24 protein-coding genes are annotated in these 22,595 nt (G+C 45.5%); 4 read left to right on the top strand and 20 right to left on the bottom strand.

What is annotated here, in order from left to right:
* Positions 1-14: 14 nt before the first annotated feature.
* From spoIIIAF to MKZ09_RS24185, 7 genes are all read right to left on the bottom strand, one after another.
* A complete protein-coding gene (spoIIIAF, locus tag MKZ09_RS24155) occupies positions 15-791 on the bottom strand; it encodes a stage III sporulation protein AF (RefSeq protein ID WP_076204883.1) in 777 nt (258 codons plus the stop codon).
* Between the two features lie 27 nt (positions 792-818).
* Entirely contained in the window at positions 819-2,051 is a 1,233-nt protein-coding gene (gene spoIIIAE, locus MKZ09_RS24160) for a stage III sporulation protein AE (RefSeq protein ID WP_076204886.1), read from the bottom strand.
* A gap of 44 nt (positions 2,052-2,095) precedes the next feature.
* Entirely contained in the window at positions 2,096-2,485 is a 390-nt protein-coding gene (gene spoIIIAD, locus MKZ09_RS24165) for a stage III sporulation protein AD (protein WP_036682847.1), read from the bottom strand.
* A 7-nt stretch (positions 2,486-2,492) separates the two neighbouring features.
* Entirely contained in the window at positions 2,493-2,696 is a 204-nt protein-coding gene (gene spoIIIAC / locus MKZ09_RS24170; RefSeq protein ID WP_036682849.1) for a stage III sporulation protein AC, read from the bottom strand.
* 13 nt (positions 2,697-2,709) lie between these two features.
* Complete coding sequence (gene spoIIIAB / locus MKZ09_RS24175; RefSeq protein WP_076104383.1) at positions 2,710-3,228, bottom strand: stage III sporulation protein SpoIIIAB; 519 nt, start codon at positions 3,226-3,228, stop codon at positions 2,710-2,712.
* A complete protein-coding gene (gene spoIIIAA / locus MKZ09_RS24180) occupies positions 3,221-4,222 on the bottom strand; it encodes a stage III sporulation protein AA (RefSeq protein ID WP_076134500.1) in 1,002 nt (333 codons plus the stop codon). The genes spoIIIAB and spoIIIAA overlap by 8 nt, the downstream gene beginning before the upstream one ends.
* Positions 4,223-4,304: 82 nt before the next feature.
* Positions 4,305-4,568 (bottom strand): YqhV family protein, encoded by a 264-nt coding sequence (locus MKZ09_RS24185; RefSeq protein ID WP_371915730.1) that lies wholly within the window; start codon positions 4,566-4,568, stop codon positions 4,305-4,307.
* A 302-nt stretch (positions 4,569-4,870) separates the two neighbouring features.
* Here MKZ09_RS24185 and MKZ09_RS24190 point away from each other — a divergent pair, with 302 nt between their 5' ends.
* On the top strand, positions 4,871-5,737 hold the full coding sequence (locus MKZ09_RS24190) for a YitT family protein (protein WP_081382367.1): 867 nt from the start codon (positions 4,871-4,873) through the stop codon (positions 5,735-5,737).
* Between the two features lie 134 nt (positions 5,738-5,871).
* Here the strand turns inward: MKZ09_RS24190 and MKZ09_RS24195 are convergent, their stop codons facing one another.
* The 5 genes from MKZ09_RS24195 to MKZ09_RS24215 all read right to left on the bottom strand — a co-directional run bounded on the left by MKZ09_RS24195 (position 5,872) and on the right by MKZ09_RS24215 (position 10,255).
* Complete coding sequence (locus MKZ09_RS24195; RefSeq protein WP_036682855.1) at positions 5,872-7,125, bottom strand: aspartate kinase; 1,254 nt, start codon at positions 7,123-7,125, stop codon at positions 5,872-5,874.
* 193 nt (positions 7,126-7,318) lie between these two features.
* Positions 7,319-7,867, bottom strand: a complete 549-nt coding sequence (locus tag MKZ09_RS24200) for a dihydrofolate reductase family protein (protein WP_076134501.1) — start codon at positions 7,865-7,867, stop codon at positions 7,319-7,321.
* A gap of 146 nt (positions 7,868-8,013) precedes the next feature.
* Positions 8,014-8,571, bottom strand: a complete 558-nt coding sequence (gene efp, locus MKZ09_RS24205) for an elongation factor P (RefSeq protein WP_076204891.1) — start codon at positions 8,569-8,571, stop codon at positions 8,014-8,016.
* A 47-nt stretch (positions 8,572-8,618) separates the two neighbouring features.
* On the bottom strand, positions 8,619-9,689 hold the full coding sequence (locus MKZ09_RS24210) for a M24 family metallopeptidase (RefSeq protein WP_036682862.1): 1,071 nt from the start codon (positions 9,687-9,689) through the stop codon (positions 8,619-8,621).
* 74 nt (positions 9,690-9,763) lie between these two features.
* Positions 9,764-10,255, bottom strand: a complete 492-nt coding sequence (locus tag MKZ09_RS24215; RefSeq protein WP_036682865.1) for a YqhR family membrane protein — start codon at positions 10,253-10,255, stop codon at positions 9,764-9,766.
* A gap of 207 nt (positions 10,256-10,462) precedes the next feature.
* On the opposite strand from MKZ09_RS24215, the gene MKZ09_RS24220 reads away from it, so the two are divergent.
* Together MKZ09_RS24220 and MKZ09_RS24225 are read left to right on the top strand one after the other, a co-directional pair.
* Positions 10,463-11,410, top strand: coding sequence for a DUF1385 domain-containing protein (locus MKZ09_RS24220; RefSeq protein WP_094901946.1), 948 nt, complete (start codon positions 10,463-10,465; stop codon positions 11,408-11,410).
* A gap of 7 nt (positions 11,411-11,417) precedes the next feature.
* Positions 11,418-11,756 (top strand): hypothetical protein, encoded by a 339-nt coding sequence (locus tag MKZ09_RS24225; protein WP_076134503.1) that lies wholly within the window; start codon positions 11,418-11,420, stop codon positions 11,754-11,756.
* A gap of 88 nt (positions 11,757-11,844) precedes the next feature.
* Here the strand turns inward: MKZ09_RS24225 and MKZ09_RS24230 are convergent, their stop codons facing one another.
* The 3 genes from MKZ09_RS24230 to mntR all read right to left on the bottom strand — a co-directional run bounded on the left by MKZ09_RS24230 (position 11,845) and on the right by mntR (position 15,233).
* A complete protein-coding gene (locus MKZ09_RS24230; protein WP_076204895.1) occupies positions 11,845-12,768 on the bottom strand; it encodes a patatin-like phospholipase family protein in 924 nt (307 codons plus the stop codon).
* Between the two features lie 88 nt (positions 12,769-12,856).
* Entirely contained in the window at positions 12,857-14,545 is a 1,689-nt protein-coding gene (locus MKZ09_RS24235; protein WP_076204899.1) for a family 10 glycosylhydrolase, read from the bottom strand.
* 262 nt (positions 14,546-14,807) lie between these two features.
* Positions 14,808-15,233 carry a transcriptional regulator MntR gene (mntR, locus tag MKZ09_RS24240; protein ID WP_036682880.1) on the bottom strand — a complete coding sequence of 142 codons (426 nt, stop codon included), beginning with the start codon at positions 15,231-15,233 and terminating at the stop codon, positions 14,808-14,810.
* A gap of 193 nt (positions 15,234-15,426) precedes the next feature.
* Here mntR and splB point away from each other — a divergent pair, with 193 nt between their 5' ends.
* Positions 15,427-16,503 (top strand): spore photoproduct lyase, encoded by a 1,077-nt coding sequence (splB, locus tag MKZ09_RS24245; RefSeq protein WP_076204903.1) that lies wholly within the window; start codon positions 15,427-15,429, stop codon positions 16,501-16,503.
* Here the strand turns inward: splB and MKZ09_RS24250 are convergent.
* From MKZ09_RS24250 to metG, 5 genes are all read right to left on the bottom strand, one after another.
* The gene (locus MKZ09_RS24250; RefSeq protein WP_036682883.1) at positions 16,500-17,213 is read right to left on the bottom strand and encodes a cytochrome c biogenesis CcdA family protein; all 714 of its coding nucleotides are present in this window, start codon (positions 17,211-17,213) and stop codon (positions 16,500-16,502) included. The genes splB and MKZ09_RS24250 overlap by 4 nt on opposite strands.
* A 192-nt stretch (positions 17,214-17,405) precedes the next feature.
* On the bottom strand, positions 17,406-18,209 hold the full coding sequence (locus MKZ09_RS24255) for a metal ABC transporter permease (protein ID WP_036682884.1): 804 nt from the start codon (positions 18,207-18,209) through the stop codon (positions 17,406-17,408).
* Positions 18,210-18,564: 355 nt separating this feature from the next.
* Entirely contained in the window at positions 18,565-19,314 is a 750-nt protein-coding gene (locus MKZ09_RS24260) for a metal ABC transporter ATP-binding protein (protein ID WP_036682888.1), read from the bottom strand.
* Between the two features lie 34 nt (positions 19,315-19,348).
* Entirely contained in the window at positions 19,349-20,347 is a 999-nt protein-coding gene (locus MKZ09_RS24265) for a metal ABC transporter solute-binding protein, Zn/Mn family (RefSeq protein WP_076134508.1), read from the bottom strand.
* 204 nt (positions 20,348-20,551) lie between these two features.
* Positions 20,552-22,564 carry a methionine--tRNA ligase gene (gene metG, locus MKZ09_RS24270; RefSeq protein WP_076204924.1) on the bottom strand — a complete coding sequence of 671 codons (2,013 nt, stop codon included), beginning with the start codon at positions 22,562-22,564 and terminating at the stop codon, positions 20,552-20,554.
* Positions 22,565-22,595 lie beyond the last annotated feature (31 nt).

Raw genomic sequence — 22,595 nt, forward strand, 5'->3', positions numbered from 1 at the left:
TAGAAACATCAAGCTCATGATTTGACGTTACTAGCCACGCTGCCATCCACCTGAATGACTTTGGGATCCAAATCCCACTTCAGCTCCAGCAGCTTTACAATGGACTCCATTTCACTCGAGGACGCGCTGTCTTCAGCTACAGTTCCGTTCACTGCTTTATTAGGTTCAGCTGATGATGTCGCTTCACTCTCTACGTTATCTCCCGGATTAGCGCCAATTTTAACTTCTACAGGTGCTACAGGAGAGATTGTAATGGGTGCTGTAGTCGCTGGGCTGGAAGCTCCGGAAGTACCCGGGGAGTTAGCCGTTGTCTGAGGCATAGAGACCCTTACATTAGAAATGACAGGGACGTCTTCGTTACCGGTGCCGCCAGACTTCCCTATGCCCAGTGTTACGGTGACATTAACCCCGCGTTTGCCGGTCTCGCTGATAATCTGCTCTTTCATCTGACCCGCCACTTCTTCGGCAGCGAGCTGCAGACTCTGTTCCTGACGGCCTTGTGCAAGCTTTTGCCCCTCTGCCAGAATCTGTTCCAAGGATGGGTCTCCCTTCCCTCCGCCAGTGAACAAACCGCCCTCTTTCTCTTGCTGTCCCATAGCGATACTCAGTTCGGAGATTGCATCACCTTTCAGGAGAGAGACGATAGGGCTGAGCATCGTGAGCAGGATTAGGAGACTTAGCACCAATCTTGCATAACGCTCCATGGATTTGCTTGGGAGCAGCAATTCAACAAATGACGCCAACAGCACAACCAGGATGATCTCCCGCAGCCAACCGCCCAACCAGCTCATGGTTTCCCTCCTAAAAGTTTTGTTGCTTCACCTCATCATTACGGTCAAATTGCCCGCAGTCAGCATGATCGTAACCGCCATAAAAAACATTAAGGAAACAGCAGCCAAAGCAGCGAATACGTAGACCATGCTTTTTCCAATCGTCTGGAGACAGACCACAATCGGCGTCTCTCCCAGCGGCTGCATCACTGCAGCGGCTATGTTGTAGATAAGGGCAAGCACCAGGATTTTGATCGCGGGAAAAGCACACAGGAACAATATGATAATGACACCCGATAATCCGATCGCATTCTTCACCAGCAGTGAAGCTGAGATTACTGTGTCTGTGGCATCCGCGAACATTTTGCCGATGACCGGAACAAAATTCCCTGTAATATATTTAGCGGCCCGAATGGTGACCCCATCCGTTACTGAGCTTGTTATCCCTCGAACGGAAATTACACCTAAGAACACAGTTAGCAGTACACCTAACAATCCAGCACCGATGTTTCGCAGCAGATTAGCCAGCTGGGTTAGTTTATATTTCTCCGACAATGCGCTGACCAGATGCAGCACAGCCGAGAAGAACAGAAACGGAAAAACAAGGGTGTGGATCATGGTGCCAACCGTATGAATCATAAAAACAATTAACGGATGGGTGACGGAGACTGTAACGATATTCCCCATCGAAGCCAGCAGCGCGAACAGCAGTGGAATCATCGCCATCATGAAATCGATCATCCGATCGATAGCATCCTTTGCATAACCAATAGCGATATTGAAGCTGTTCACGGCAATAACCAGCACCACCATATAACAGAGCGTATAAGCGACCTTACTGACCGTTTTTCGCTCAAAAGCGGTTTGCAGCGTCTCCAGAATCATGCTGAGCACACTGATCATCACAATCGTCACGAGCAGCTTTCCATTGTACAGAACCTCATGCCACATAAAGCCTAGAAGCCCAGATAACACACCCTTTAAGCTGAGACCCTTATCTCCTGGAAGCAGCATGTCCATTAGCGTAGGTGTGGCCCCGTCCGGGAAAAAACCACCATAATCCTTCATCAGCTGATCCCAATACGACTCGACTTTATCTTTGGGTAAATTATCCACCTGGCTCTTAACCCACTGATCTACCGGGGAAGAACTGCCGGATTCTGGTGTTGAGGAAGCTTGCACACTCTGAGCTGTACCTGCAAACCATAGTATGAAAAAGAATGGAAGCAGCAGCAGTATTATTTTTAGTTTTGGAGGTCGGAAAACACTGCGCTCTTGCATAATTTCTCCTCCCGATTCGTTGCTCAGCTCTCTTCACGATTGCTTTAAGCAGGCAGTAGTTTCATGACGGTTTCGATAATGATGCTGATAATGGGTACGGCTAGTACCATAATTAGCACTTTGCCGGCGAGTTCTATTTTGGAAGCAATTGATTCCTGACCGGCATCTCGTACAATCTGTGCACCAAACTCCGCGATATAGGAAATGCCGATGATTTTGAAAACAGTCTTCAAATAAATCATTTCCATCCCCGATGACTCAGCCACCCGCTCCAGTGTAGAGAGGATCATTCCGATCTTGCCGATCAGAAACATGAAAATTAGAATGCCTGTTGTAGTAGCAAGAAGGAAGGCGAACATCGGTTTTTGTTCCTTCAGTACGAGAATCAATATGGTCGATATCAGCCCAATCCCAACAACTTGAATAATCTCCATAGCACGCCTATTGAAAAAGAAAGATCGTTTTTATTTCCTGCAGCAACCCGTCCAGCATACGAATCACCATGAACAGCACGACTACGAACCCGATCACGGTGACCCAATGTGCAAAATCCTCTTTTCCCATCTGTTTGAGCACCGTGTGTATCATGGCGATAATTATGCCAATGCCGGCAATTTGAAAAATCGCATTGACTTCAATATTCATTCCTGGCACCTCGCTAAAAGATCAAAATGACGATCAGTACTCCAAGCAGCAGACCCAGGCTTTTACTTAACTTTTCATATTTGCCTTGATCCTCTCTGGCCACCGACTCCTCCTGCTTCAATTGCTGCAATGCTAACGCGATATGAGTGCTCTGATTCGACCTATCGCTTGTGCCGAGAGTACAGCTGAGCTGGCGAAGAATCTCTCTTTCTGTCCCCTTCATAGCGGTAGACTTCCAATATGCTTCCATCGCCCGCTGGATGGCATCCTGGGCGCTTCTGTCATAGGGAGGGCTCATCTCCTCCGCTGTTTTGACAAACAACGATTTCAGCGGGTCCTTCGACTGATTCCCAATCCGCCGCATGGCTTCCGGCAGTGGGGTGAAGCCGTACATGATCTCTGTTTCCAACCGCTGTAGTGCTGCTATTAAACCTCTGATATGTCTGGGCCTGTCTGCATATTGACGAGCAAACTGGAGACCTGCAAGCGTACCAGCCACCACAATGAGCACAGCACCGAACAGCTTAAGCATGCAAATCACCACCTAGTCGATCCCCGGGAGAGATAAGCAGCATTCCTCTTTTCTGACCATCCAGAATGCGAAACGTGAGACCTGCTTCTGAACGATGGAGTATGACATATCTCTCGAACATCTTTTGTTCCAGCAGTCCTCCAAGACCCGGCCTACGAGCCAACTCTGTTACATCTTTTCCGTGAGCGGAAGCAATGACAGATATTCCGGCATGCAGTGCCTCGGTAACTGCTTCGGCATCTTCCGGACGCCCAATCTCATCCGCGATTAATACATCTGGCGATAGCGACCGGATCATCATCATCATGCCTTCTGCCTTGGGACAGCCATCAAGAACATCTGTCCGCGGACCCACGTCAAAAGCGGGAACACCACGCCGGCTGCCAGCAATTTCAGACCGTTCGTCAACAATTCCCACCTTCAGCCCCGGTCTAATCCCTTCGCGCTTGCCCAATTCCCCTAAGGAGATTTGTCTCGCAAGATCGCGGAGTAGGGTAGTCTTGCCATGCTGTGGAGGGGAGAGAATCAAGGTGTGCATCATTCGCTGCCGCCCCTTGTCCAGTAAATAAGGCAACACTCCATCTGCGATTCCAGGTACTTCACGAGCAATTCGGACATTAAAGCCAGTGATATCACGAAGATGCTCTACACCTCCGCTACTCAGTACTGTCCGACCAGCAAGTCCTATCCGATGACCGCCGGGAATCGTAATAAATCCTTTTCTCAGCTCTTCTTCCATCGTATATAGCGAATGGTTGCTGATCAGGTCTAGCAGTCGATGAGTGTCTTCCCGATCCGGCTTGTAAGCTTCTTCAGGCCTCTGCGTCAAACTGCCATTCACTCTTAGAAAGTGATATTTACCAGAGTAGTTAATTTCCAGCGGACGACCTTCACGGACACGAATCTCCTCCACCATTCCTAGCAGCGGAAGGGGAAGGCACTTTAACAGCGCTCTTACTTTTTCAGGAAACAATTGCAGCCAATCATCTGCCATACAAAGTACCCCCAAGCTGTCCTCTACTTAATTGCTTTATTCCATATTTATGCTTGTACGCGCCTAATATGCCTATCATCTATCATTTTTTCAAAATCCCGATTAAGAGAAAGGCTACACCGCAGCCCACCCAGCCTAATTTGCTCCATGACAGCTGCTGTGCCATCCCAGTCAGGCCAATAGCTGTCGTCAATATCAATATGGTCGGGCCTACCAAAGCCAGTCCAGAATTGACAGCCAGCGCTTTATCGACCTGATTTAATCTGAGCATTATCAGCGCAGCTATAATCTCTGCACTGCCCGAGAACAACCGCAGAGTCGCCATCCAGCTTACATACTTGTCCAATCTACTCCACTCCTTTTACTAATTCATTCATACCAAAAGAGATCTGAGGCTTGTTTAGCTTTCTATTACTCATGGATATGCGTGGCTTTTTCACTTTAGACAATGAGAAATGACAGATTTGCAGATCAGACTGTGAAAGAATTCATAGTGAGTGGGTTCATAAATAAATATAATCAGTACGATAAAATAATTTTTACGAACGCCTTCATCTGTGGTATCCTTTTTAATTGGAAATATAGTGAGTTTATATTTTCAAAAAAAGGCAAACTAAAAAGACATAAGAAAAAGAGGGGATTTGTGTCATGCACGTACGAAATTACGGGCTACCGCTCAGCATGCGGTCCGTAGTCAGACCAGTAAGAGAAGCGGCAATCATTATTTTTTCAGCTTTTTTAGTCGCCGCAGGGATGAGATTATTTCTAATTCCTCATCAACTGCTAAGCGGCGGGGTAGCGGGGGTGGCTTCAGTCATCGGGTATGTAACTAATCCGAAGTACATCTCAATCATTTATTTTGCGATAAACCTTCCTGTTCTGATCTGGGGATTTATTGCAGTGGGGAAAAAGTACATCTTACTAAGCATGCTTTCCGTTTTAGCTACCACCTGGTTCATGACAATTATTCCTGCGGTGAAAGTGACCAAAGACCCGATTTTGGCTAGTATTTTTGGCGGCGTAATTATTGCTGGCGGGGTTGGATTTTCTCTCCGTGCCGGGGGCTCATCTGGAGGATTTGATATATTAGGCTCGATTATTACACGTAAGCGGGATATACCTATTGGGAATGTACTCTTCGTAATGGATGGGATCGTTATTCTGAGTTTAGGTTTCTTTAAAAGCTGGGACTCAGCCTTATACGCTATGCTCTGTATTTTTGTAAAAAGCAGAGTGGTTGATATGATTCATATTCGTCATGTTAAGCTAACCTGCTTCATTGTTACCAAGGAACGGGATAAAATGCTGAATCGTCTTAGAGAGCTGCCTCATGGCATCACAGTAGTCAACGCAGAGGGCGGTTACAGTCACGAGGGCAATACAATGCTGATGACCGTAACGACCCGCTATGAGCTGTCAGAGCTGCGTAAGACTATCCTTGAGACGGATCCAAGCTCTTTCGTCAATGTACTTGAGACTGTTGAAATTCTAGGCCGATTTAGACGTTTAGGATAAATACCCATATAGATGTAAAAAGGAACGCTGCATTCAAACCTGCAGCGTTCCTTTTCATTTATAGCTGATGCCCAAAAAGGAGACCCCGTAGCTAAATAGCTGTAGGATCTCCCTTTTAATTGATTGTATGGCTCTTAACGACGATCCTTAGGACCACCAACAAAGGCCTGCTCAGTTGTATCCAGATTATAAGCGGTGTGAAGCGCCTGAATGATCGATGGCAAATTGCCGGATTCGATTACACAAGAAACCTTAATCTCAGACGTGCTGACCATCTTAATGCTTACGCCCTCTTGGGAGAGCACATCAAACATTTGAGCCGCAACACCAGGATGGCTAACCATACCCGCGCCAACAATAGAAACCTTAACGAGGTTATCCTCGGACGTTACTTCACGGTAAGGTAAAGTTTTATGGATTTCTTTAATTACTTCCTTCGCACGGTCCAGTTCATCAAGTGAAACTGTAAATGAGAAGTCAGCCTGCTCATTCTGCACACCACTTTGTACTATGATATCAACGTTTACGCCTTCTTCAGCCAGCTTGCCGAAGACTTGAGCGAGTACACCTGGTACATCAGGTACTCCTAGAATACTGACACGTGCTACATTCTTATCATAAGCAATCCCACTAACTACGACTCCTTGCTCCATGCTTGCTTCCTCCTTCACAACAGTACCTTCATTATGATTAAAGCTCGATCTAACGACCAGCTTAACTTGATGACGCTTAGCATACTCCACTGCACGCGGATGTAGTACCGCCGCTCCCAGATTGGCAAGCTCTAGCATCTCATCGTATGAGATTTCGTTCAGCTTACGGGCTGTTTTCACAATGCGTGGATCTGTAGAATAGATACCATCAACGTCGGTATAAATCTCACATACATCTGCTTGAATAGCAGCCGCAAGGGCTACAGCTGTCGTGTCCGATCCTCCGCGGCCCAGGGTAGTGATCTCACCATCCAAAGTCATCCCTTGGAAACCGGCAACGATAACGATCTGTTCGCGTTCCAAAGACGCTACTACACGGTGTGGATCAATATCATTGATACGAGCTCTACCGTGGGTTTCGTCTGTACGGAACCCGGCCTGCCATCCTGTATAAGATACTGCATTCCGCCCGATCCCATGAAGAGCTATGGACAAAAGAGCAACGGAAATCTGCTCTCCTGTTGTCATCAGCATATCCATTTCACGTGCAGGCGGCTGCCCGTTTAATTGCTTCGCCGTATCGATCAAATCATCTGTTGTATCCCCCATAGCAGATACAACTACAACGCAGCGATGTCCCTCATCCTGCTTGTCTGCGATGCGCTTGGCAACACGTTGCATGCGTTCTGTGTCGCCGACGGAGCTGCCTCCGAATTTCATAACATAAAGTGACAAAGTCCCACTCACTCCCCATATCGGTCTATGTAGTTGCTTCTAATCGGTTTCCCGCTTTAAACCAGTATAATACGAAAATAGCGTAATGCGTTAATGATTTCATTAAAAAATTATTGATTTTCCAGAAGCTAACAAAAAGATAAGGTCAGCTTCAAGACACTAGCTGACCTCATTTCACCCGTCTTCCAGTTTTTTATTGAGAAGCTGGTCGATAAGTCAGGGCCATCACTCCAGAGCTGAATCTTTTGGAGTCCACTAGCTCCAACGTCTTCTCTTCACCAACGTTATCGAACAGGCGCTGACCGCTACCCAGCAGAATCGGGAAGACCAGAAGCTGATATTCATCGACAAGGCCAAGCTGCATCAGGCTCTGCGCAAGCGTACGACTGCCAAAAACGAGAATATCTCTCCCCGGCTGCTCCTTCAGCTTGGACACCTCCTGAACAAGATCGCCCTTGATCAAGCTTGAATTGCTCCATGTTGTTTCTTCGAGAGTTGTGGAGACTACGTACTTAGCATATCCATTCATCATTTCACCGTACTCACCTGTCTGCTCAACCATATTTGGCCAAGCCTCTGCAAAACCTTCGTAGGTTGTCCGTCCTAACATTAGAGCGTCAGCAGCTTTCAGTTCAGCAAACTTGAAATGCTCCTGTTCTTCACTTCCGAATGAGAAGGTCCATTGTGGATTTTCCATAACACCATCAAGGGATATGAACTCAGAAATAATTAATTTTCTCATATGCGCCTCCTTCTAATCCTTTAATTCGTAAGTATAACATTCTCACCCATACTGTTCCTCATGCATCCTCGTTTATATACCAAAAACCCCCCACCGTAATAACGGGGGAGGCTGATTGGTTATAAGTTCGGCAAGTATGATGCTTCCTACGCGCGGGAGATGTATTTACCTTCGCGAGTATCAATAAGCAGCACATCTCCTTCATTGATGAACAGAGGAACTTGTACAGAATGACCTGTTTCAAGCTTGGCCGTTTTAGTAGCGCCTTGAGCAGTATTTCCCTTCACTCCTGGCTCAGTTTCAACAACCTTCAGCTCTACGCTGGTAGGCAGGTTAATCCCAAGGATTTCACCTTGGTAACTAATGATGTTTACAGTCATGTTCTCTTTAAGGAAGTTCAATTCCCATTCAAGCTGCTTGCTGGACAATTCGAATTGGTCATAAGTTTCATTGTCCATGAAAGCATGCTCCGATCCGCTTGCATACAAATATTGCACGCCACGGTTCTCAATAATAGCACGGCCAATAGTTTCACCTGCACGGAAAGTACGCTCTACAGTGTTACCATTGCGCAGGTTTTTCAGTTTAGAGCGAACGAACGCTGCACCTTTACCTGGTTTAACGTGCTGGAAATCAAGAACGGTAAAAATATCACCGTCCACCTCTACGGTCAAGCCTGTCTTAAAATCGTTTACTGAAATCACTAAAAATCCCTCCTGAATTCGATAATTAAACCACTACTTTTTCTTACTTACAGTACTGTATATTCTTTGGACGAATGGGTAAGCAGCGATATTCCGCTCTCGGTGATCACAATATCGTCTTCAATACGTACTCCGCCAATCCCCGGCAAATAGATACCTGGTTCTACAGTAACGACCATTCCCGGCTGCATGATATCGTCACTCAGCTTGGACAAACGCGGCCATTCATGAACTTCCATTCCAAGTCCATGACCCGTACTATGTCCAAATTGATCACCATATCCGTAGCTAGCGATGATATCACGTGCCAGTGCATCACATTCCCGTCCAGTCATACCCGGTTTGATATGTGCCAACGTATGTAGCTGAGCTTCCAGCACAATATCATAGATTTCTTTCAGCTTCGGATCTGGAGCTCCGAGTGCAATGGTACGAGTCACATCTGAGCAGTATCCATCGAGTAGTGCACCGAAATCAAGCGTAATAAATTCATTACCTTGAATTACACGGCTGCTTGCTACGCCATGCGGCATGGACGAACGTTCACCTGAAGCAACAATCGTATCAAACGATGACGCAGTTGCCCCGTGGGTACGCATATAGAATTCCATTTCCAAATCGACGTCTCTTTCAGTCATGCCTGGTTTGATCACATTCAGAATATGATTGAATGTAGCATCAGCCAGATCAGCTGCACGTTGCATAACAGCAAGCTCTTCAGCATCCTTGAACATACGGAGGTCTTCCACGGCTTTAGAAACTGGAACTAACACTGCCGGCTTAAGGGCTTCCGCATATGAGGTATAAGCGCTGAATGAGACATCATCCTGTTCGAAACCAACACGTACCTCACTGCCTGTTGGCAGCAACTCGCGTACTGTATCAATAAATTTAGGACCATGCTCTACAACCTTAACTCCTACCGCTTGATCCGCAGCCTGTGTCATGTACCTGAAGTCAGTTAGCAGATAACAATCATCGCTTGTCACCAATACATAACCGGACGATCCGGTAAATCCACTTAAATAGCGGCGGTTATAACCGCTGGTTATCAACATTGCTTCCAATCCTTTATCCTGCAAAACCTTACGCAGCTTGGAGACGCGCTCGTTACCCATTTTCATTCTCCTCTCGAAATAGCCACATTGTATTTTAACATAGGGATATCCCCTTGAGAAGTTTTTTCGAGCCGTTAGGCAAGTGCAGTCGCTTGCTCACGCTTTCGTTCGTCGGTATACTCAATCGCCGCTGTGTATCCAATGAACATCCCCCAAAGTAAAAAAAGGCAGAACTCACTAATCACAGTGTTCCACGGCAGCTTAAAAGGCGGCTGCATAAGAAACATTTGCGAGCCGGGAATAAATATAACTACCCACCACAAAACACCATAAACCAATCCTGGCCAAGGTCCCTTCAGCTTGCGCAGAATAAGCACATATAGCAGTGAGGCTATCACTGAAAATAAGATGAAAAACAAATAACCCACGAGATGTCCATACATTGTTGTCAGAAAAGTATGTTTAAAAAACGGCTCTGCTAAATAACCAGGACTAACCTTGGTAAAGCTGAACCAGTAGATTAACCAGTGCAGCCCTCCCCAAATCAAACCTGCGAAAAAACCTAATTCGAGCGCAAAAAACCAAATATTAGTATGATCTGATTGTTGTTGATGTGATTTGCTCATAGAATTGCCTCTCTTTCCGTATTTTTAATACCGATTTGTCTCTCCTTGTCCATATAAGGTAGTATGTGCAGCAAAAGGCGATCCAACTAGTAATGTCTTCAAAAATTAGTTACAATGTATTATATAAATCATATTAATTACGGGAAGGTGAATTGGTTGTCCCAGGAAACTCCCAGCTATGGCGGCCAAGCCGTCATTGAAGGCGTCATGTTCGGCGGCAAGCATATTAATGTAACAGCCGTGCGACGAAAGAATCAGGAGATTACATTTTTGGAGGTGCCAAGAAGCGATAAGAGCTGGGTCACTAAACTGCGCAAGATTCCGCTGCTTCGCGGCCTTGTCAGTATTATAGATGCCAGCGCCAAAGGCTCTAAGCACTTGAACTATTCGGCTGAATCCTATGCCGAAGATGAATTGGAACCCGAAGAACTGGCGAAAGAGAAAGCTAAGCCGAAGAAAAAGGACGAAGGCTGGAGCCTAGGAATGATTTTTGGCGTTGCTGTAATGGGTATTCTCTCCTTCTTATTCGGAAAGCTCATTTTTACGCTTGTACCAGTATTTGTCGAAGATTTTTTATTCAAGAATGCATTTGATAACTATGTACTGCACAACCTCATAGAAGGCGGCATTAAAATGGTTCTCTTGCTGGTCTATTTATGGGCGATTTCGCAAACACCTGTGATCAAGCGGCTATTCCAGTATCACGGTGCGGAACACAAAGTCATCAGCGCCTTTGAAGCAGGCGAAGAGCTGACTGTCCAGAACGTTCAGAAATACAGCCGTCTGCATTACCGCTGCGGAAGCAGTTTTATGATGCTGACGATTATCCTCGGCGTTATTATTTACTCCGTAGTACCATGGGATAATCTTTGGGAACGTGTGATCCAACGGATTATTCTGCTGCCTGTCGTAATCGGTGTTTCGTTTGAGGTTCTGAAGGGTACCAACGCAGTAAGAGAAATTCCAGGTCTCAAATACTTGGGATACCCTGGACTATGGCTGCAGCTGCTCACTACCAAAGAACCAAAGGATGATCAGGTAGAAGTATCCATCGCTTCTTTTAATCGTATGCGTGAACTTGATGCAGAGATTGAAGCCAGAGGATATACAGAGGCAAGTGTGTCAGGCGGCATATTGGATCCTGCGAAAGGATGAGTGTCCTATGATCAGGCATGCTTTAATTTTTTGGATTTCAGTAATTCTTGCAATATTCGGTTTTGTGATTGGAGTCTTGACTGAGCCTTTCTATACGCTGTCGAAGCTGATTCTCCCCTTAGTACTGTTAGCAATTGTGTATTATGCTTACAAAATGGGACCAGGGAAATATGCTCGCAGCAGCAATGGATCTAGAATCAAAGTCAAACCTTCGCAGAAAACCATGTCCAAGGTTGCTGGGATTCGCAAGACACAAGCACCACCAGGCAAACGCAAAAGTTATCCCTTCCAAGTCATCGAAGGAAATAAAGGGAAAAACGATGATCAGCTTCCGAAGTACCATTAACTAAATAAAAACAAACACCAAAAAGCATCTCCACGTTTCAAAATAACGTGCGGGATGCTTTTTTTCTGATATTATAAAGCATGCTTGTTTATCTGGGGCGCCACTCCTTAAAGAAGTCTTCCCCTGCCTTCAGTCCGGCGGCATACAATTCGTCGCTTTGCATCTTCGTAATATTAAATTGGGTCGTGCCGATACCAAGCGTTGGGATGGTTACTGTGCGGACATATTTATCATCTTCAATATATTTCTCATCATGAGCAGACAGCATGGTGCTTACCATAGCTTGCAGCATACTGAACGGTCCCCTAATCCTGTGGGGCTGCGGGTCGGTTTTACCTACTGTTTGATACCCTACCGTAGGGATTCTTTTCCCCGGCACTTTACTATCCATCCCGTCAAATAGCCATAAAGGAAAATTGCTTAATAATCCTCCGTCCACAACGTATACAAATTGCTCAATAAAAGACTTCCCTCTAGCGGACTGTCCATTTAACCTGAGCATCACTGGATCAAAAAAATAAGGAATACTGCAGCTCATACGCACAGCCTTAGCCACCTCAAAATGTTCAGGAGAGATTCCATACTGTTCCAACCCATCTGGTAAGACCAATATCCGGCCATTGGTAATGTCAGAAGCAATTATAGATAGTTTGCCTGGAGGCAGATCACGAAAAGTGATAATTCCCTTTTTTAGCAAAAGCGATCTCATCCACGATTCCAAGGCTTCACCCGAATACAATCCCTTCTTCAATAACACTCGCAGTGCAGGACCTACCCAAGCCGTATTATAGATGGGAGCTCGCTTCATAAACGATGAAAAAGAAGTTCCTTGGATAATCCGACTCATTTCCTCACCTTCATAACCCGCAGCCAGTAAAGTCGCTACAATCGCGCCTGAGGAGGTTCCAGCGACCTTTTTAAAGGTTCGCCCCGCCTTTTCCGTGGCTTCAACTGCTCCAGCGAGACAAATCCCTTTAACTCCCCCTCCTTCAAACACAGCGTTAATCTCCATACACAAAAATCCCCCGTTTCCCATAGATTCTATTGCTTATCTATGAGCACGGGGGAGCATTCATGACTCCTTATCTAGAACAGTTATCTTATTTGGACTGAAAATAAAAGGTCAGCAAATTTGATAATCCAAACGGATTGCGGACTACAATGTCATTTGCTCTGAACATAATGCTGCCTGCAACCTCTTTATATTTCTCATTATATTTAAGCTGGTTGATGATTTGGTCGCCACTTTGCCATTCTGCTTTCTGGTCACTTGCTCCAACCTTATAAGCAGCTTGCCCAATATAGAGCTTAACATTCGTATTCTCTACTTCTTTAACCCACCAATCTACTAGCTTATCGTAGCGGGCAGTGCTAAAGGACAAACTCCAATAAATTTGGGGTGCTACATAGTCAATCCAGCCTTGCTTGATCCATGTCCGAACATCGGCGTACATATCGTCATAAGCGGTAACTCCAGCTGTGGTATCCGAACCTGTGCTGTCTTTTTTGATATTACGCCATACACCAAACGGACTAATTCCATAAGAAACCTTCGGTTTCACCTTATGAATCTGTTCTCCCAATTGACGGACAAATTCATTAATATTATCGCGGCGCCAATCCGCCTTAGAGGACAGGTTCTTCGTGTTATAAGTCTTATAAGCAGTATCATCGGCAAAAGATACCCCTGAAGGATAGAAATAATCATCCAAATGGACACCATCTACATCATAACCTTTGACGACCTCCAACACTGTATCGATAATGTGCTGGCGGGCTGCTGGGATCCCTGGATTGATGTATTTTTTACCTCCGGCGTCCACAATCCATTCCGGATTTGACTTAGCCACATGATTACTTGCTAATGCGGATGTAGAAGCATCCGTTGTCGCGCGGAATGGGTTGAACCATGCATGGAACTGCATACCGCGTGAATGTGCAGCGCTGACCATATAGCTCAACGGGTCATAACCCGGATTTTTTCCTTGGGTGCCGGTCAGCACCTTAGACCATGGAACTAGAACAGAAGGGTACAGGCTGTCTGCTGAGGTTCTAACCTGTACAAAAACAGCATTAAAACCCACAGCTTTTAGCTTGTCCAGCAGATTATCAAATTCTTGTTTTTGTTTCACTTCGTTACCTGCAGAAGCTACTGAAGGCCAGTCCAGATTAAATACTGTAGAGATCCAGGCTCCCTTCATCTCCTTGTTAGCCGACGCACCAGGAATACTTGGAACTGTTGGCGAGGTCGGTTTTGGAGTCGCTGTAGGAGCTGGGGTCGGCGTTGGTGTAACGACTGGAGTCGCAGTAGGTACTGCTGGTGTTTCCGGATCAGCAGCCTGCGGCGGCTCTGTATTAGAGTACAAAGAAATATGTTTGGTAGCCTGATCCCAGATAACCTGTAACCCCAATTGTTCACTTACAAAACGAAGCGGCACCATAACCCGTCCCTGCTTAATCTGTACTGAGGTGTCGAGGGCTACTGAAGCATTATTAACTAATGCACTTTTCTGGCCACTGGTCAGCTTGATCTCTGTATCTCCTTGCGTGATTGTTACTGTCTTACTGCTTTGATTCCAAACTACTCCAGCATTCAACCCTTTACTAATGACGCTAATTGGCACCATCGTTACATTCGAAGCTGTGATATACGGCGGCACATCGCTTGCCAGCGCCTCGCCATCCAGTTCAATGGTAATCTGCACAGCTGCCGCACGTGCCCCAGGAGACCATAAAGGCAGAAACAATACTAATACTAGCAATCCCAACATCCATTTACGATAATTCATAATTCCTCCCCAAATCTAAATAATATGTATCCTATAAAAAAAGAAAAAACGGATCAATCCTCCAAGTTGATGTACCGATTCCACCCTTCAAAAGAGCGGTATCAGTCTCAGCCAGAAAAAGGACTTATCCGTTTTGACGCTAAAAACTGGGAAAGGTTGCACTAAACAAAATAGAAACGGCTATACCATCAAGTAGTTTATGCTCAACAAAGCCTTGCTGGGCATAACTTTAAGGACGGTATCCGTTTCGGGAAAAAACATTTCAAGAATCGCTTGCCAGTTCATTGTGAATAGCATATAAAGTCTGCAGACGTTCTTCATCGCGGCGGAAATATTCCACCAACGTTTCGATACGTGTAATCGAATCCCAACTCAGGTGGTGCTCGATCCCTTCAACATCATTATAGATAAATTCCTGCTGTACTCCGATCAAACCGAGGAATTCTTCCAATAGTTGATGACGATCAACAAGACGTTTCCCTACTTTTTTCCCTTTGTTGGTTAGGACAAGCCCACGATATTTCTCATAGATGAGATATTCGTCCTTATCCAGTTTTTGGATCATCTTGGTCACAGAGGAGGGGTGTACTTCCAGTCCCTCGGCAATATCCGAGACCCGCGCATAACCTTTCTCATCAATGAGCTTATATATGCGCTCCAAATAATCCTCCATGCTGGGTGTTGGCATTAAAATTTACCTCTTTTCTATAATGAACCTGGCGCCGAGCCAAACCTTGCTCTAACAATGATACATGTTTCTAACGCCCCTTGGCAAGTCCTTCAAGAGAACATGCTGAGGAGTTACCCATGATTGCCATGCTTCTAATGAGACTCAGTTAGGCATAATAAACGTACTCATCTTTCAGAAGGAGCGTGAATTCATGACTATTGTGACACCTGAGACCCCTCCCGTAAAAAGAACCAGAAAAGCTACAGCCCTTTTTGTCCCCGAGCTTGTTTTCTTCGAGCCGGATGCTTTAAATTACCCGAAAGGTGAACGGATCATGGAATGGGTGAAGGCTAACAATATCCCCTATCGCATGACTACATCGCATAACCGTATAATGAATTTCCCGGGTGACACAGAGGTCGAGCAATATAAAATTGCCAAAAGAACACTTGTAGTCGGCCTGCGCAAAACCTTAAAGTTTGACCAATCCAAACCCTCCGCAGATTATGCAATTCCGATCGCAACTGGCTGCATGGGCCACTGCCATTATTGTTATTTGCAGACTACTTTAGGTGCAAAGCCTTACATTCGTGTATATGTAAACACCGAAGACATCATTAACGCCGCAAAAAAATATATCGAGGAGCGCAGCCCTGAAATCACGACTTTTGAAGCAGCCTGTACCTCAGATCCGTTAGGACTGGAGCATATTACCGGGTCTCTGTCTGAACTCATCACATTCATGGCAGCGGAGCCCCTTGGCCGCCTGCGCTTTGTGACCAAATACCAACATGTTGAACCTTTACTCGATTTGCAGCATAACGGACATACCAGAATTCGTTTTAGCGTAAATGCTGACTATGTGATCAAAAATTTTGAGCCTGCTACCTCCCGGTTTGAAGAGCGAATTGAAGCAGCTGGAAAGGTTGCCCGCGCCGGCTATCCACTGGGCTTCATCATTGCCCCAATTATTTGGTATGACGGCTGGCAGGAAGGCTATGCAGAGCTGCTGGCCAAATTAGCCAAGACCCTTCCGCCAGAAATCGGAAAAGGTCTAACCTTTGAAATGATTCAGCACCGATTCACCAAAACAGCCAAGACTGTAATTGAGAAGCGTTACCCGAAATCCAAACTAGAAATGGACATGGAGAAACGCAAAAAGAAATGGGGCCGCTGGGGACAGAACAAATATGTCTATCCGGATGAACAGCAAACCGCCCTGCGAGAATTTATCACAGAGCGGATTTTCGAGCATTTTCCGGAAGCAGGTATTGATTACTTCACCTAAAAAATCAGCCAATCCGGCGTTATTCCTTGTAGCCACACTGTGATCCGGAACATTTGATCCGTGAACAGCAAAACACCCATAAATACCATAAGGACGCCGCCAATCTTCATCAGCAGATTCGAATACTTGAGGATACGCTTCACTCCGCCTAGGAAAAAGGCTAAAAGAAAAAATGGCAAAGCAAATCCGATGCTATACGCGGTAATCAATGTAAACCAAGTGCCCGGGTCGCTTGCCGAAAGAGCAATAATTGCCGTCAAAATCGGTCCGATACAGGGTGACCAACCCGCAGAAAAACCAATCCCGAAAATAAAGGAGCCCACATAACCCGCCGGTTTCCATTTTAAATCAAGCTTCCGTTCGCGAAGTAGAAACTGGGGCTGAAAAATCCCAAGCAAAAATAAACCCATTACAATAATTAGAATCGCCGACAATTGCCGGATCAGATCACGCTGGCCATTAAAAAATTGCCCGAATAACCCAGCTCCAAAACCAAGTGTGTAAAAAACTGCAGAAAAACCTAATATAAATGCCAATGTATGAGTCAGGGTGCGTATACGAACCTCTTTAGAGTTGCTGCCTGATTTTAATTGTTGAACGGATAACCCGGTAATGTACGATAAATAAGAGGGGTACAGCGGTAAACAGCATGGCGATATAAACGATGCCACCCCTGCGGCTAAAGCAATTCCTGCATTGATATTAGACAAAATAGCGGCTCTCCTTCCGGCATTCGAGTCACTTCATGGAGCTGCTTATGGCTCCTTTTTTTTAATATAAGAAAGGATAAATTCCTCATCATTGCTTTTCTTATATTTCTCGCCTAAACGCTTATCGTCCTTACAAGGACACCGAAGGCGTTTATGCTTGCCTAATGCGATACCGATTACTTAATTCGCTGTTTATGCTGGCAATCCCTTTTTACCGATCAAGGTTAATACCAATAATGATATGAGCAAAAGCACAATAGTTGCACCGGGAGCCAAATTCCAGACTCCAGCTACCACCAGTCCGCCTACAACGGCAATCTCCGAAATAATAACCGCCAGGATGACCGAGGATTTAAAGCTGCGAGATAGCAATAAGCTGATTGCGACCGGAATAGTCAACAAAGCAGATACCAACAGCGAGCCTACGATCTTGATGGCTGTGCTAATTACAAGTGCTGTCAGAATGGTGATCAGCATGTTAAGCAGTTTCACCGGAAGCCCGCTTACACTTGCTGCATCCTCTTCAAAGCTAAGCAAAAAGAACTCTTTAAAGAACATCGAAACTACCACTACAACAGCTATAGTCACTATGCCTACTACGATCAAATCGGTATTATCGAGCGTATAAATGCTGCCGAACAAATAACTCATTACGTCCGCATTATACCCTTTTCCTAAGGTGAAAAATAGTGAAGCCAACGCCACTCCGCCCGACATTATAATGGCAATCGACAGCTCCGCATAACTCTTATAAGCCTTGCGAAGCTTTTCAATCGCGAAGGACGCTACCACTGCAAAGATAAGGCCTGCGCCCAGCGGATAAAATCCTGTTAGAAAACCGAGTGCCACCCCCGCTATAGTAACATGAGCCAGCGTATCTCCGATCATGGATAATCGTCTAAGCACAAGAAAAACGCCTATAAGCGGCGCTGTTATACCAATCAGCAGTCCGCCCGCAAGCGCCCGCTGAAAAAAATCGCTAAATAGTATTTCCAACTTAAACTCTCCTTCATACAAAACTCAAACCATATTAAAGCCTTTTTCAAACCATTTCCAAACCATTTTCAAACCTTTATCGATCCCTCCCAAACCCTCCCTTCCAAGGGAGGGCCCCAAGGGCTCTGCCCTCTGGACACCCGTTAAGTGCAACTAGCGTAGGAGTTAGTATTACTGAACATAGATAGGTCGGGGAAAGATCGCTTTCGTCCCTAAAGGGACACGCTTGCAGACTGGCGGTGCCTAGATACGAAAAAGATTAAGACAACTAGGATTGAGTCCCCGACTTCCGCACTCGCACACTATGTATAGCTCTAATCGCAGAAAAAGCTGCGATTCAGAGTTTAATTATGACTTAAGAGAGCGTGTGCTGCAGGTTCTCTTCTGTGCAATTCTGGAGATCATGTGAGTGGCGGGAGTAAAAGTTGATTTTACCATTCGTCTGCACGGGCTCATGACCTAAATAATTTTTGATCATGTCGATATCATGCGACACCATCAGGAAGGTCATATGATGATGAGCATGCATATGCGTAATTAATTCAAAGAATCCCGCTTGTGATTCGGCATCAATACCCACGGTAGGTTCGTCCAAAATCAGCAGGTCAGGATGGTTAATCAGCGCCCGAGCCAGAAAAACACGCTGCTGCTGACCGCCTGACAGCTGGCCTACTCTTTTCTCCGCAATATCTTGTATCCGCATGACTTCAAGTGCATCCTCACATTGACGATGCTGAGCCTTAGATACTCTGCGGATCAGATTCTTGTTATTATATAGACCTGACAGAACTACTTCACGCACCGTTGCTGGAAACAACGGGTTGAAGGCATTTTTTTGCGGAACATATCCGATCCGTTCCCAGTCTTTAAACTTGCGGACAGGCGTTCCGAATAATTTAATTTCACCACTGCTCGCTGGAAGCAGGCCGACGATCATTTTCATCAATGTTGTTTTACCAGCACCATTAGAACCAATGATACCAAGGAAATCTCGTTCTCTTACACTATAGTTAAGATTCGATATCACCTTCTGTTCCCCATATGAAAAAGAAAGATCCTGTATATCGATGATATGCTGATGGCAGTCCAAGGATACCGATTGCATGCTTAAGTACCGCCTTTCCCTTATACTTTCCTTATTATTGTAAGGCCATAATCAGATTTTGCAAATTTTTCTCCATCAGAGTGAAGTAATTATCGCCGTTCTTCTCTTGCTCCGCAGTAAGTCCCTCTACCGGATTAAGCACCATAGTGGAAACGCCCGCTTCGGCTGCCAGAGTCTTAGCCAGTTTATCGGAGACAAGCTCTTCAAAAAAGATATACTTAATACCTTCATCTTTTACCATTTTCGCAAGCTTCACTAAATCCTGTCCGCGCGGCTCGGCGTCTGGCGAAAGTCCCATAATCGCATGCTGATCCAATCCATAATCACGGGCAAGGTAAGAAAAAGCCTGATGTGATACTACGATCTTATGGTTGGGCAGCTTAGCAAGCTCCGCTTTGAATTTACTGTCTAACGCCTGCAAACGTTCCGAAAGGTTATTGTAACGCTCTTCATAACCTTCTTTATGCTCAGGATCCACGGACTGAAGGCTTTCTTTAATATTCTGAGCCATAGTAATGGCTGATTTTGGACTTACCCAAGTATGCGGGTCCGTATGCAGGCTGTCTCCTGAGGCATTACTGTTATGATCCGTATCCTCATTTTGATGAGACTCTTCCTCACTTGCCCCATGATCATGCCCGTCATCTTCATCGGTCATGATATAATCAATACCTTGGCTTACTTCAACCGCCTTAACTTTACTGCTGCTATCAAGGCCTTTTAAAAAGTTAGGAACCCAACCTTCTAAGCCTGCACCGTTATATAGAAATAGCTGTGCCTTAGAAGTGTTAATAATGTCCTGACTGCGCGGTGTCCAATCATGTGGCTCCACACCCACTGGAAGCAGGTTAATAGCATTGATATCTTCCCCGCCAATCTCCTTAGCAAACTCGTAAATAGGATAAAAGGTTGTAACTACATTTACTTTCCCTTCAACTATACTTCCACTGCTCTTAGGTCCGCATGCACTTAGTGTAAATACCAGTACCAGTGCAAGGACGAGCAAACTTATACGCGATTTCATTGCCGCCATTATATTGATCTACCCCTCAAATCGTAAATTTTACTATTAGTAGTATAATAGTAATCGTTACGATAAGTCAACAAAGAAACCTAACTCAGAAGAAAGGACGATATCCTCCTTTATAAAAAGGAATGCTCCCACAACCAACACGGCTGAAGGAGCATTCCCTTGTTCAAGCAACTCTCATTAAAAAATTTCTACAACAGTATTGTCTTATTTCACTACTGCTCCGTTTGGCATGCTGTCCGGCACGGTAGCGATCGTTAGCTGGTCACCTTTAGAAGCCGCCAAAATCATCCCTTGGGACAACTCCCCACGCAGCTTCACCGGCTTAAGGTTTACGATACAGATCACTTTACGTCCCACCAGCTCTTCCGGTGTATAGAATTTCGCGATACCAGAAACCACTTGCCGTTGTTCATAACCCAGATCCAGTTGCAGCTTCAGCAGCTTGTCAGCTTTTTTCACTGGCTCTGCAGCAATAACCTGAGCTACCCGCAGCTCTGCCTTAGCGAAATCGTCAATGCCGATTTCCTCTTTATGCTCTTCCACTGGCTCGGAGTCCGCAGCAGCAGGAGCAGCCGCTTCCGCCACTTCAGCAGCCGCTTTGCCAGCGCCCATAGCCTCAGCAATATAAGCTACCTCTTGCTCCACATCCAGACGTGGGAAGATTGGATTGCCTTTCACCAGCTTTGTTCCTGCCGGAATCAGGCCAAAGGTCTTACCGCTATCCCAAGTCGTTAACTCACCAGGCTGAATGCCCAGCTGTTCCCAGATCTTCGCTGGTGTTTGTGTCAAGAACGGCTGCAGCAGGATTGAAGCAGTACGCAGACCTTCCACCAGATGTCTCATCACAGAAGCCAACTCGGCAGTTCTATTCTCATCTTTGGCAAGTACCCAAGGTTGTGTCTCATCGATATATTTGTTGGTGCGGCTAATGAATATTCCGATAGCTGTCAGCGCCACGGAAAACTCCATTTTTTCCATAGCTTCTTCTACTTTGGCATAAGTATTCTCAGCCGCAGCTTGAAGCTCACCATCAAATGCTGTTACATTCCCGTCATATGCCGGAATCTCGCCTGCAAAATACTTTTCAACCATAGCCCCTGTACGGTTCAACAGGTTACCAAGGTCGTTGGCAAGGTCATAGTTAACCCGGTCTACAAAGCTTTCCGGTGTGAACGTGCCATCCGAACCAAACGGTACTTCGCGCAGCAGGTAATAACGTAATGCATCCAAGCCATAACGATCAATCAGTGTCACAGGATCAACTACGTTACCTTTAGATTTCGACATTTTTCCATCTTTCATGAGCAACCAGCCATGGGCAAATACCTTTTTCGGAAGGGGTTCACCAAGCGCCATCAGAATGATCGGCCAGTAAATCGTATGGAAACGAACAATTTCTTTGCCGACGATGTGTACATCCGCAGGCCAGAACTTGTCATACAAGGTGCGGTCCTCGGAACCATAACCCAGAGCAGTAATATAGTTAGTCAAAGCATCAATCCACACGTACACGACATGCTTCTCGTCGCCCTTAACTTTTACGCCCCAATCAAAGGTTGTACGGGAAACTGCAAGGTCTTCCAGTCCGGGTTTGATGAAATTGTTAATCATTTCGTTCTTACGGGATTCCGGCAAAATAAACTCTGGATTCTCCTCGTAAAATTGCAGCAAACGATCCGCATATTTACTCATCCGGAAGAAATAACTTGCTTCCTTCACCAGCTCAACCGGGTGACCGCTATCTGGGCTTTTTGCACCAGTAATCACGCCGTTGTCATCACGCACAATATCAACTAATTGCGTTTCTGTGTAAAAGGTTTCATCTGGGATACTATACCAGCCCTCATATTCACCTTTATAGATATCTCCTTGCTGCAGCAACCGATCAAAAATATCCTGTACCACTTTTTTATGACGCTCTTCCGTAGTACGAATGAAGTCATCGTTCGAAATGTCCAGCTTGCGCCATAGCTCCTTAATACCAACAACAATGTCGTCTACAAACTGCTGAGGGGTCTTTCCTGCTTCCTCTGCCTTCCGCTCAATCTTTTGTCCATGTTCGTCTGTACCGGTTAGATAACGCACTTCGTAGCCGCGCAGACGTTTGTAACGGGCCATTGCGTCTCCTGCCACGGTTGAATAAGCATGTCCGATATGTAGCTTGTCACTCGGATAATAAATTGGTGTCGTTAGGTAAAACGTTTTTTTCTCACTCATTCAGTAATCATCCTTTCTTATTAAAAAACAA

This window comes from Paenibacillus sp. FSL R5-0908, from assembly GCF_038006245.1.
Classification (GTDB): domain Bacteria; phylum Bacillota; class Bacilli; order Paenibacillales; family Paenibacillaceae; genus Paenibacillus_AQ; species Paenibacillus_AQ odorifer.

Bases quoted from the DNA above. Each gene is read 5' to 3' on its own strand.
- MKZ09_RS24260 (WP_036682888.1), bottom strand. From the start codon at position 19,314: ATGCAATCGGTATCCTTGGACTGCCATCAGCATATCATCGATATACAG.
- mntR (WP_036682880.1), bottom strand. From the start codon at position 15,233: ATGCCAACACCCAGCATGGAGGATTATTTGGAGCGCATATATAAGCTC.
- spoIIIAE (WP_076204886.1), bottom strand. From the start codon at position 2,051: ATGCAAGAGCGCAGTGTTTTCCGACCTCCAAAACTAAAAATAATACTG.
- spoIIIAC (WP_036682849.1), bottom strand. From the start codon at position 2,696: ATGAATATTGAAGTCAATGCGATTTTTCAAATTGCCGGCATTGGCATA.
- spoIIIAA (WP_076134500.1), bottom strand. From the start codon at position 4,222: ATGGCAGATGATTGGCTGCAATTGTTTCCTGAAAAAGTAAGAGCGCTG.
- MKZ09_RS24235 (WP_076204899.1), bottom strand. From the start codon at position 14,545: ATGAATTATCGTAAATGGATGTTGGGATTGCTAGTATTAGTATTGTTT.
- metG (WP_076204924.1), bottom strand. From the start codon at position 22,564: ATGAGTGAGAAAAAAACGTTTTACCTAACGACACCAATTTATTATCCG.
- MKZ09_RS24230 (WP_076204895.1), bottom strand. From the start codon at position 12,768: ATGGAGATTAACGCTGTGTTTGAAGGAGGGGGAGTTAAAGGGATTTGT.
- spoIIIAB (WP_076104383.1), bottom strand. From the start codon at position 3,228: ATGCTTAAGCTGTTCGGTGCTGTGCTCATTGTGGTGGCTGGTACGCTT.
- MKZ09_RS24210 (WP_036682862.1), bottom strand. From the start codon at position 9,689: ATGGGTAACGAGCGCGTCTCCAAGCTGCGTAAGGTTTTGCAGGATAAA.
- spoIIIAF (WP_076204883.1), bottom strand. From the start codon at position 791: ATGAGCTGGTTGGGCGGTTGGCTGCGGGAGATCATCCTGGTTGTGCTG.
- spoIIIAD (WP_036682847.1), bottom strand. From the start codon at position 2,485: ATGGAGATTATTCAAGTTGTTGGGATTGGGCTGATATCGACCATATTG.
- MKZ09_RS24225 (WP_076134503.1), top strand. From the start codon at position 11,418: ATGATCAGGCATGCTTTAATTTTTTGGATTTCAGTAATTCTTGCAATA.
- MKZ09_RS24200 (WP_076134501.1), bottom strand. From the start codon at position 7,867: ATGAGAAAATTAATTATTTCTGAGTTCATATCCCTTGATGGTGTTATG.
- MKZ09_RS24190 (WP_081382367.1), top strand. From the start codon at position 4,871: ATGCACGTACGAAATTACGGGCTACCGCTCAGCATGCGGTCCGTAGTC.
- MKZ09_RS24265 (WP_076134508.1), bottom strand. From the start codon at position 20,347: ATGGCGGCAATGAAATCGCGTATAAGTTTGCTCGTCCTTGCACTGGTA.
- MKZ09_RS24220 (WP_094901946.1), top strand. From the start codon at position 10,463: ATGTTCGGCGGCAAGCATATTAATGTAACAGCCGTGCGACGAAAGAAT.
- MKZ09_RS24215 (WP_036682865.1), bottom strand. From the start codon at position 10,255: ATGAGCAAATCACATCAACAACAATCAGATCATACTAATATTTGGTTT.
- splB (WP_076204903.1), top strand. From the start codon at position 15,427: ATGACTATTGTGACACCTGAGACCCCTCCCGTAAAAAGAACCAGAAAA.